Here is a 9,861-nt window from a genome sequence, read left to right on the forward strand (position 1 = left end):
GGTTTACTCAGCCATCTCCGCGTCACTCTCACCCATTTGTTTGCCCCGGTGATTGAAGTAGATGTTCCGTATGTAAACAAAGAGATTGGTCACCATCCCTACAGCATACACCCATTCGCTGCGATGCCAGTAACAGGCGAACTGAAGTAACGTAGCGACCACGGAGATATGCCAGAAGATATGCGGCACAACGCTCTTGCGTTTCAACTCCGTAGCAATCCATTGGATAAGGAAGCGGCTGCCAAATAGCAGGGCACCCACGGAGCCAATCGCGATCCAGAACCACGTTTCGGTGGCTTCTTTGCCCGATGCCGCCTGCGTGATCTCGTATTCGCGACGCCAGATAAGGGCCAGAAGCACCAACGCCACAACCGTGATGAGGCCAATGACACCTTGAAACGCGAGTCCTTTGGTTCGGGTCAGCGTTCCTTTCTCCCGCCAAATGTGAATAAGATTGCGGGAGTAGATGACGCTGTTAAGACTGAAACTGAGCGCACCAACGGGCGACTGCTCGTGGACGGCGTATAAAAGCAGCATGATGGCGCCCACGCTGCTCATATACCAGAACGACACCGGCATCACGCTGCGCCCCGCGCGTTCCGAAGCCCACCACTGCAGGTAGAAGCGGCTGAAGAAGATCAATCCACCGGTCACGCCCAGGGCGGTCCACAACACGTACGACAACGTCAGCGGCTGAGAATCCATGGCTACTCTTCACCTTCCACTCGGAATGTCACGTATCGCATGGACAGCCAGCGGACTCCAATCAGGTCATGAATGCCTCGCCACAGACGATTCCCGATTCCGTACTTCGATACTCCGTGGATGCGTGGGTGATGGGTCACCGGGGATTCGGCGATGGTTAACCCGCCGTTACGGACCATTACGGCGAAGTAGCGGTGCACGCCGTTAAAGGGGATGATGTGCTCCACGCATACCTTGCGGAAACCTTTGCTGCCGCAACCCGCGTCGCGAATACCGTCATCGATAATCTTGCGCCGTACGGCATTCGCAATCTTGCTCGACATCTTGCGCACCCACGTGTCCTGCCGCTTTTCGCGATATCCGCACACGCAATCGAATTCTTTGAGCAGATCGAGAAACTTCGGGAAGTCACACGGATCGTTCTGAAGATCGCCGTCGAGTGTAAGGATGTACTCCCCGCGCGCACGGCGCATACCCGCCACGAGCGCTGCCGACTGGCCGCGGTTTTGCACCAAGTGAATGGGCCGCACACGCGGATTCTGCGCATTCGCTTCTTCGAGTTGCTTCCGTGTTCCGTCCTTGCTTCCATCGTTTACGAACACGCATTCATAGTCGTATTCCGGCAATCTCGCGAATACGGCCTCTATTTTCTTCACCAGCGGCGCAACGTTCTCTTCCTCGTTGTAGAACGGCACGACCACCGAAACCAAGACTTGCATGGGATACCCCCGTTTGCCAAAGGGGGCTATTATAGCTGTCCCGAGTCAGGCCGAGCCAATTTGACATTTTCTATTGCGGCGCAGGGCTTTCGGCGGGCAGCGTGCGCCGCAAGGTTTCTACTCCATCGACCGCGAGATCGGGTCCGTACCGTGCTCGCATATAGGCCCGGTACCACGCGACAATGGCTGCGGTATCGGGTGTGGGGGAGTTGAGAATTCGCGCGCAGAACTGTTCGAGCGTCTCGTGCGCTTCGCGCCGGAGGCCCGCCTTGGCAACGCGACGGTCCATCATGCCAAGTAGGCAGTGGAATTCCGCGAATGCATCGCGCGCTCTCGCCATTCGGCGACGCCTGTTCCTTCGGTGGAGGATTGCAGACGCAAGGACCAACGCCACGGCCAAAAGCGAGATTATCCAGCGCGGTGATGCGAGGCGCGCCGCCGCAGCTTGCATATATTGCGGGAAGCGGTCAATGGCCTTTTGCAGAGCATCCGTGGTTGCGGCGAGGACTCGCCCTCCATAGAACTTCAGGCCATCCCATAGACTTGCCATGGGGGAGGCAGCTTCCACGGACGGGCGGCCCGAAGGCGGCGTTGCATCGACGGTGGTCCATCCGTGCTCGCTGTCGAATGCCTCGCACCACGCGTGGGCGTCTCGGTTTCGCGCGTACCAATAGCCGCCAAGGGCATTGCGCTCGGTGACTAAGAAACCGACGACATAGCGCGCAGGAACCCCCGCGGCTCTCAGCAATACGGTTGTTCCCGCCGCAAAGAACTCGCAATGCGCGGGGGGCTTTTCCATTAAGAAATACACCAATGGATCGTCCGCGGCGGGAATGCGAATGTCGGTCGAGTAGCGGTAGTCGTGAAAATAATGCAACACGGCGGCGATTTTCTCGCCGTCGCTGTTTGCGTCTCGCGTCAATTGCAGGGCCAAGGCAGTTATGCGCGGATCGATATCGTCGGGCAGCTTCGTTAGCGATTCCCGCATCTCCACCGAGAGCGGGCGCGTATCGGGCTTTCCGGACAGCGCATTTGTGAATTCCGCAAGAATCGTCTCGGCGCGGACAATGCTTTGCGGGTCCATTGCGACACCGGTGGAGCGGGTGGCCATCCAGGCGGTGTCGAGCGGGGCAAACAGGGCGCCTTCCTGTCTGCCAACGCGCCAAACGACTTGAGGCTTCCATGTTGTCGATCCGTCATCGCGAATCGAATACCACGGTTCACTCGATGTGAAGTCCTTTAGGCGGGCAGGTGGAGACGTCGCCGGGCTTAGGGCATCCACTTCTCCGGTAACGCGCCATTCCGGCGGGGCATAGGTATCGTAGGCGATGCCGCGCATGTATCCGGGCGGGTCGTCAGAGACGATGCGCAACGCAATCTTCGTCCCGCCGGAGCCTCGCAGCCTCGTCATGGAGTCCAATCGCGCGCGCGCCGTGAATGCGGTGGTGGAAGGCATGGACGAGCCAGCAGCGATTCCAAGTAAGCGGTCCAATTCGTTTCCATAGTGTTGCACCGCCGCACTGACCGAGATGGCGACCGATAATGCAACCCCCATGAATCCGATGTTAAGAGCCCAACGGAGCACGTGGGCGCGGGTCTTGCCTTGTGCGGAATCGCGCAGCGAAGAGGCGAAGTATGCCGCAATCAGCACCGCGAAGAAGAGCGACAAGAGGCGAAACATGTCGACGGGGACACTCAGGGAAGAGACATTGCCGATGCACGTCATGACAAGGATCGCCAGAAACGGCAGCAAGGCAACGATCACGGGCGAGGGAGTCTGCCGGGAATTGCGTATGACGATCATGATTTGAAGAAACAGGAAGAAGCGTCCAAACGCGACGGCCATCGCGTAGGTCGGAAACCACATCGTAAAACCGCCCTGTTGCTCGGCGCGTTGTGCATACGTAAGCAGGATTGCCCCCACGACAACGGACAAAAATGCCGTTGCGCGTCCGTCCGGAATGAGGCGCTTCGGTGTAAGGGGCGCGAGCACCGCCAGCGCCAGCATCGCAAGAGGATAGGAATAGGACTTAGTCAAGGAGGCCATTGCCGCACATTGAACGGCGATCAGCGCCAGTGTGGCCATACGCCGGGCGTTCACAGCGTATCCACTCCGCCATCGAAGATGGCTTTTGGCGTCAGGCGAACAAGAACCTCGGACCACTCCTCGATGCCATCATGTGCGGCATTGGTGTCTTCCTCGATCAGAATCACCTTGAGTCCGCATCCATTCTCCACCGCTGCCCGAAGTAGATCTCTGCGCGCTTCGTCCCAATGGAGAAACACGCAGATTACGGTTGAGATGGTAGTCAACTCCTCATTAAGCGAGGGTACGAGGGAATCGAATGGATTGTCCGCGCACGGTTCCACGCACGCGAGGATTTCGAGTACATTGTCGAGGTGGCTGATATGGCGGCCTGCGCGGAATACGTGCAATCTCGGGCCGGCTGCGAACAGATCAATAACGTGCTCTCCACGCGCCAATACGTCCGCAATGGCCGCCGTAAGGCTGATTGCGGCTTCGAGAGGATTGTCCGGTTTCGGATGCCGACGGTTTGCGAGCGACTGGATTGCTCGCCGCATCAGCGCATCCAAGGTGTAGCCCGACCCTGGCAGGAAGGTGTCGAGCACTAGCGCGACGCGGCAAAGATACTCTTCTTGAAATTCCTTGACCACCGGCCGGGCGATGCGTCCCCATGCCCTAAAATCGATGTGCCGGACGGGATCGCCATAGCGGTACTCGCGGTTTCCGATGTACTCTGCCGATTCCCCCACGTTCGAAGTCAGGGCGATGCCTCCAGGTTGATAGCGCGCTCCAATCGGAACATCGAGGGCCGAAATGGGATGAAAGTCCGGCAGGACGAGCAAGGGCCGGCCCTCCGCGTACGACGAACCCGCGCGGCAAATGCCGAACGGAAACATGGTGAACGCGCGTAGGCGCGGCATTTCATAGACGCCCCGGCGCGAGGCGCGCAATGAAATGGTGAATGAACACGAATCCCGCGCGGGTATCTCGCGGACAACCTCCGCTTGTCTTGCGATCATTACGTGGTCGGGCAAGTCGAAGTAGTCGACTCCGACGTCAAAGCAGGGAAGAGGCGAAGTATTGGATACAGTGAATGTTCCCGCTACTTCGTGGGCCGTGGTAGCGGTCTTGGGAAAGGCGCCCGTTATTCGAAGACGAGGGCGATAGACGGCGCCAGCGCACAACGCCAGCAATCCCAGGAAGAACAGGGCGAAGAGGAGGTGAAACAACGGGATGTCGATCGACGTGCTCGCGAACGACCCCAGCACAACACCGCCCAGCACCAACGTCTTTCCACATGGCGTCAGCTTGAAGCGCCACAAGTACTCCGCGAACCGCGTCAGTGTGCCCAGAAGACTCTGTTTCATGTGCTGGAATCTCGTATGACCGGGCCGTTACGTGGGAACCGCCGTTTCCTCCATGCAACGCGCGATCACATCGCGTTTCGACAGACCGCCGTACTTCGCTTTGGGCGTCAACACCAACCGGTGCGGCAAGACGTGCGGAGCCAACCGCTGCACATCGTCTGGCATCACGTAGTCGCGTCCCGCGCAGAACGCCGCCGACTGGCTGGCGCGAAAGAGCATCAACGACCCGCGCGGACTGACTCCCAGTTTCAACGACGCGTCGCGGCGTGTCTTTGCCACGATGTCCACAATGTAACGTGAGACACTATCTTCAACGTGCACGGCCCGCGCCGCCTTCTGCATCTCGATGACTTCGTCGCCCGTCAGTACCTGCTGCAAAGTGTCCAGCGGATGCGCCAGCGCCTGCGACTTCAGAATGCTCACCTCGGCGTCCGCGTCCGGATAACCGACATCCAATTGCACGAGGAAGCGATCTAGCTGCGCTTCCGGCAACGGATAGGTGCCGTGGAACTCGACCGGATTTTGCGTTGCCAATACCATAAAAGGCTCGGGCAGCGGACGAAGATGCCCCTCGATCGTCGCCTGCATTTCGCTCATGGCCTCCAGCAGCGCGGACTGTGTGCGCGGCGAAGCGCGGTTGATCTCATCGGTGAGCAGCACGTTGCAGAAGATCGGTCCCGGATGAAATGCGAACTCACCGGTGACGGGGTTGTAGATGGATGAGCCGAGAATGTCCGCGGGCAGCAAGTCTGGGGTGAATTGAATGCGGCTAAATGCGACTCCAACCGACTTTGCCAGCGCTTTCGCCAGCGTCGTTTTGCCCACACCCGGCACATCTTCGATCAAGACGGAGCCGCCCGCGACCAGCGTTGTCACCAGAACGTCAATCGCATCGGGTTTTCCTAGGATCACTTTTCCCAGGTTGTCCTTCAGACCGCGCAATTTCGGTTGATACTGCTCCATTGCCATACCCGATCGATGTCCCCTTTCCGGTACGAACTTTAGCGCAAATCGTGCGGGCATCATAGCAGCCGCTCAGGGGTAGCACAAAGGTATGCGCGTGCGCCTGAGACCAATGACTCAACGGAACTGCAGCGTTCTTCAGTAATTGCCGATTTCACACAGATGCGCTACTATCCAACCGGGTACGCGCATGTAACTTCATCGGCATCTGAATCGGAGACTTCTGCCGTGGTCCTGTCCAAGCGCCTGTATATGCCGTTCATGCTGTTGACCGTTCTCCTGACCCCATCTGCGTTGCCAACAGTACCGGTTGATGCGCCGTTGGATCTTGTTTCCGAGCAAACGGATTTTTGGGTGCGCGGGCAACTTGTGTCGGTGCAGTCGAAAGTGCTTACAGGCGAGGTGAAGCCGGAGAATGGACGGCAGGGCGACCTCGAGATCACGGCTCTATTTCATGTAATCGACTCTGATCCCGAGATGGAGCCGTCAGACGTTACTGTCCGCTGGGCGTGCCCACGCGATTATCCGGGCGGCACGGGCGGCGTCGGACAAGGCGACTATATTGCGGCCTTGAAGCGGCATTCGGATGGTACGTTCGGAGTATTCTGGAGTGGAGGCGTCGGTGGCTGGATTCGTCTTGATCCAGCTACGGGAACGTGCCGTCGCCTGGACCGAATTGGCGATAGCATCTCTTCAGACCTCATGTGGGAGTTGGTTACAGCCGTGAGGTCAGGACTGGATGCGCCGGCAGGGCTCGATTCGGCGGTGATCGCGACGTGGATGTCACGGCTCCAGTCGGGAGACCTCCATGAGTTCGCCGCGGCGCAACTCCTTTTCGATGCAATACCAGGGGGCAACGGACTTGCGGATACGCTTATTTCGGGATTGGAGAAGCAATGTGCAGACGGACAGGAAGCCGCGCTTCGTCGATATCTCGACATCAAATCTGTTCTGCCAGTCACACTTGGTCTATTGCAGCGCGTGGGTACTCCCTCGACTACCAAGCGGCTCATTGACCTTTGCGAACGCGACTTCGCTTCCACAAAGAGTGTCTTTGACGATACTGACATCTGTCGCCAAATTGTCCGTGTGGTCTGTGCCTGCGGTGGCGATGAGAGAGTTGCCCAACTCACCGGACTTCTTAACAAGGAGTACGAGCATTTCGAGGCGGATGGAAAGAGTATGGGCGAACGACGCCCCCTCCGTTCAGACTACGGCATCATAACCACTATAGGCGAGTTCAGAGGGCAAGACATCGATTCGCTCTTGGTTGACATGCTGCATCGTCCCGCCGAATTCGGCATTAATGACAGCCTTGCTTTGGCGGGTGTGTGGCAGACCCTTGCTTTGCGAGGCAACCCAGAGTTCAAAGACTATCTTGACTGCCTGTTCACAGAACCGACTGCGTTTCAACTCGGAATTGAGCGGGAAGAGTCGCGCGAGATGACCCTTGCCTCTGCAAGGGAAAGTGCGAAGCAGTACGCGTTGGCATTGCCTCGTGCCGAGGGGATGAGAGAGTCCATTCGGTTATACAAGCGGGGTCAAATCGACGCGTTAGCGCATGTATTCGAGTCAATGACCATGGAAGATGAGGACCTTGTCCCCGAGCTCGCGGCGATTCCCTTGGCGCATCTTCAAGGTGTGCACTATAGACTGGCGGATGCATTCTGCACGATGGCGGCGCGAGTCCCTGACCCTGCATTCCTGCCGCAATTGCGTGGCCTAGCCGAAACGTCGGTGCACGAGAACACTCTGGTAGCCCTTCATACTTGCGGCGAGAGAGACCTTGCGCGTTCTCTGGCGACCGACATCATCAAGAGGAGACTGTCCGAAGGTGATCTGCGCGCACTCATGGAGGCGGCGTCCGCGAAGTCGGGTGCGCTGCGATTTCTCGGTTGGCTCGGCGATCCCAAAGCCGCGCGAATGATAGAGCCTTTCACGCGTGCATCCCTTCTTAAGAAATACCGCCTCGCTTTCGACGCGGCAGAACGCGCCGACAAGCAGCCCCCCTTGCACGACAGCGTGGGAACTCTTGAGAGAAGCGCGATTCTCGCGTTGGCGCGAGCGGGTGGCGGTGACGCGATTCCTCGTCTGCGTGAGATCTATGAAGAAGGGGACACGTCCACAAGAGTAACCGTTTCCATGGCACTTTGTGCATTGGGAGACGCAACCGGCCAAGAACTTGTTCGATTATTTGCCGAACGTCGCGAACTTGAGAACCCTGAGCTTGCACAAGTCTATCAAGTCACCCCATCCACTACGTTTTATGAGGCTGCGCGATACCTGGAAGACCCCGAGACAGACGCCGTCTTGGAGAAACGCCTGACATACGGCTTCGATAGCAGCGACCAGGACGTGTTGGCCTACTCCAGGTTTATGGAAGCGAACAAGCCATTGGTACTCCATGCTCTCGTGGAGAACCTTGGCCGACGGGATATTTCCGCGCGGCGTGAGGCGGTGCGCGTGCTCGAGTACGTAACGCATCAGAAGTTCGAGTACGATCCATTGAAGCCGGTCCGCGTGCAGCAAGCGGCCATTGCTCAGTGGCAAGAGTGGATCTCTACAAACTTCGGGACAATAGCGCCCTCCAAATAACATCGTCCTGAACGGTTGCCGTTTGGACCACCAGTGCCAATGCCAACGCTGCCCGTTGGCAGGCGGCCTCGTTGGCATGTCTTTCTGTTTTCTCCTCTCACAAATCTCTGTGTGTTAAGCTGTCTGTATCGCGGAGTCTAAACTCACAGGAGTGGCTAGTCGTGATAAACGCAATCAGGGATGTTCTGTGCCGCAATTCGAGACTCATGGTATCTCTGCTTTCTGCAGGGGTATTGATTGCTGCCGTGGGTTGTCCTCCCTCCACGGGCGCATGGCGCAGCGTCCTTTATCCTGTGAATTGGACTCCTTCTTTCGAGGACAACGCGGGACGTTACCTGCATGACTTTTCCTATGCGGGATACCATTACGGAGAAGACGATCCTCCCAACCCCGCGCCGGGGGCGGTGTTCAATGCCGTTACCGGTTACGGAGCCGACAACACCGGCGCCAGCGATACAACTGCGGCGATCCAATCCGCTATTGCTGCTGCTTCTGTGGCCGGCGGCGTTGTCTTTCTGCCCGAAGGTCTGTATCGATGCGACGGCGTGCTTTCCGTGACCTCGCCGGGTGTCGTCATTCAAGGCGAAGGACAAGACAAGACGAAGTTGTATTTCACAAAAACCGACGGGATGGCCTACAACGCGCACATCTCATTTCACGGGAACGTTAGTCGTGGTACAGACATCCTCTTAGCACAAGACGCCGAAAGCCGCTCCTTCGACGTATACGTGAATGACGCGTCGAGTCTGAACGTGGGTGACGAGGTAAGCCTTGGCTGGGTCATAACGGATGAGTTCATCGCGGAACATAACATGACCGGCACGTGGGTTGTGTTTGTCGGGCAGTGGAAGCCCATTTTCCGCCGGACAGTGGTTGCCGTGGATACGTCTGGTACGCCAGACAAGGTTACGTTCGACGTTCCCTTGCGCTATGCCGCCAAGATGCGCGATAGCGCCAGCTTGCGCGAGGAATCCGGCTATCTCTCGGAGTGCGGTATCGAGTCGCTGTCCGTCGCCAATGCGGTCGATTGGGACACGGCATGGTCTCTGAATCAGGTGGACGCCATTTCGATGCTCAATGTGAAAGACTGCTGGATGAAGAACATCGGCAGCTTTGCTTCGCCGCATCCCGATGCGGACGGATATCATTTACAGAGTAACGGTCTCTTAGTCGAGCAGAGCAAGCGTGTCACCGTTGAGGACTGTCATCTGGAGCGGTCCCAGAACCGAGGCGGCGGCGGAAACGGCTATCTGTTCCAGGTGGGAACGAGTAACGAGGTGTTGACCCGCGACTGCGTGGGATTGGCGGGCCGCCACAACTTCATTCAGAACTGGGATTTCGGCACGACGGGTTGCGTGTGGCTGCGCTGCCGTAGCGCGGGCAGCACCAATATGGTGTCTAAAGACATTCCCGTGGGCCTTCCCGCGTATTGTGAATTTCATCATTCGTTGTCGATGGCGTGTCTCGTCGATTCGTGTTTGCTGGA

7 protein-coding genes are annotated in these 9,861 nt (G+C 57.9%); 2 read left to right on the plus strand and 5 right to left on the minus strand.

The window, feature by feature from the left end:
• Positions 1 to 3 precede the first annotated feature (3 nt).
• The 5 genes from K1Y02_07810 to K1Y02_07830 form a co-directional block, all read right to left on the minus strand.
• Entirely contained in the window at positions 4 to 705 is a 702-nt protein-coding gene (locus K1Y02_07810; GenBank protein MBX7256253.1) for a lipid-A-disaccharide synthase N-terminal domain-containing protein, read from the minus strand.
• A gap of 2 nt (positions 706 to 707) precedes the next feature.
• Positions 708 to 1,424: a glycosyltransferase family 2 protein gene (locus K1Y02_07815; GenBank protein ID MBX7256254.1), complete on the minus strand. Its 717-nt coding sequence runs from the start codon at positions 1,422 to 1,424 to the stop codon at positions 708 to 710.
• 70 nt (positions 1,425 to 1,494) lie between these two features.
• On the minus strand, positions 1,495 to 3,525 hold the full coding sequence (locus K1Y02_07820) for a DUF3488 and transglutaminase-like domain-containing protein (protein ID MBX7256255.1): 2,031 nt from the start codon (positions 3,523 to 3,525) through the stop codon (positions 1,495 to 1,497).
• On the minus strand, positions 3,522 to 4,817 hold the full coding sequence (locus K1Y02_07825; GenBank protein MBX7256256.1) for a DUF58 domain-containing protein: 1,296 nt from the start codon (positions 4,815 to 4,817) through the stop codon (positions 3,522 to 3,524). Before K1Y02_07825 ends, K1Y02_07820 begins: the two co-directional genes overlap by 4 nt.
• 27 nt (positions 4,818 to 4,844) lie before the next feature.
• Entirely contained in the window at positions 4,845 to 5,780 is a 936-nt protein-coding gene (locus K1Y02_07830; GenBank protein MBX7256257.1) for a MoxR family ATPase, read from the minus strand.
• A 228-nt stretch (positions 5,781 to 6,008) separates the two neighbouring features.
• Between K1Y02_07830 and K1Y02_07835 the strand changes: the two genes are divergently transcribed.
• Complete coding sequence (locus K1Y02_07835; GenBank protein ID MBX7256258.1) at positions 6,009 to 8,375, plus strand: hypothetical protein; 2,367 nt, start codon at positions 6,009 to 6,011, stop codon at positions 8,373 to 8,375.
• A gap of 161 nt (positions 8,376 to 8,536) precedes the next feature.
• Positions 8,537 to 9,861, plus strand: a 1,325-nt coding sequence (locus K1Y02_07840) for a hypothetical protein (GenBank protein MBX7256259.1), incomplete at its 3' end; no start/stop codon positions are given.

It is taken from the genome of Candidatus Hydrogenedentota bacterium (assembly GCA_019695095.1).
Classification (GTDB): Bacteria; Hydrogenedentota; Hydrogenedentia; order Hydrogenedentales; family SLHB01; genus JAIBAQ01.

Bases quoted from the DNA above. Each gene is read 5' to 3' on its own strand.
- K1Y02_07810 (MBX7256253.1), bottom strand. From the start codon at position 705: ATGGATTCTCAGCCGCTGACGTTGTCGTACGTGTTGTGGACCGCCCTG.
- K1Y02_07815 (MBX7256254.1), bottom strand. From the start codon at position 1,424: ATGCAAGTCTTGGTTTCGGTGGTCGTGCCGTTCTACAACGAGGAAGAG.
- K1Y02_07825 (MBX7256256.1), bottom strand. From the start codon at position 4,817: ATGAAACAGAGTCTTCTGGGCACACTGACGCGGTTCGCGGAGTACTTG.
- K1Y02_07830 (MBX7256257.1), bottom strand. From the start codon at position 5,780: ATGGAGCAGTATCAACCGAAATTGCGCGGTCTGAAGGACAACCTGGGA.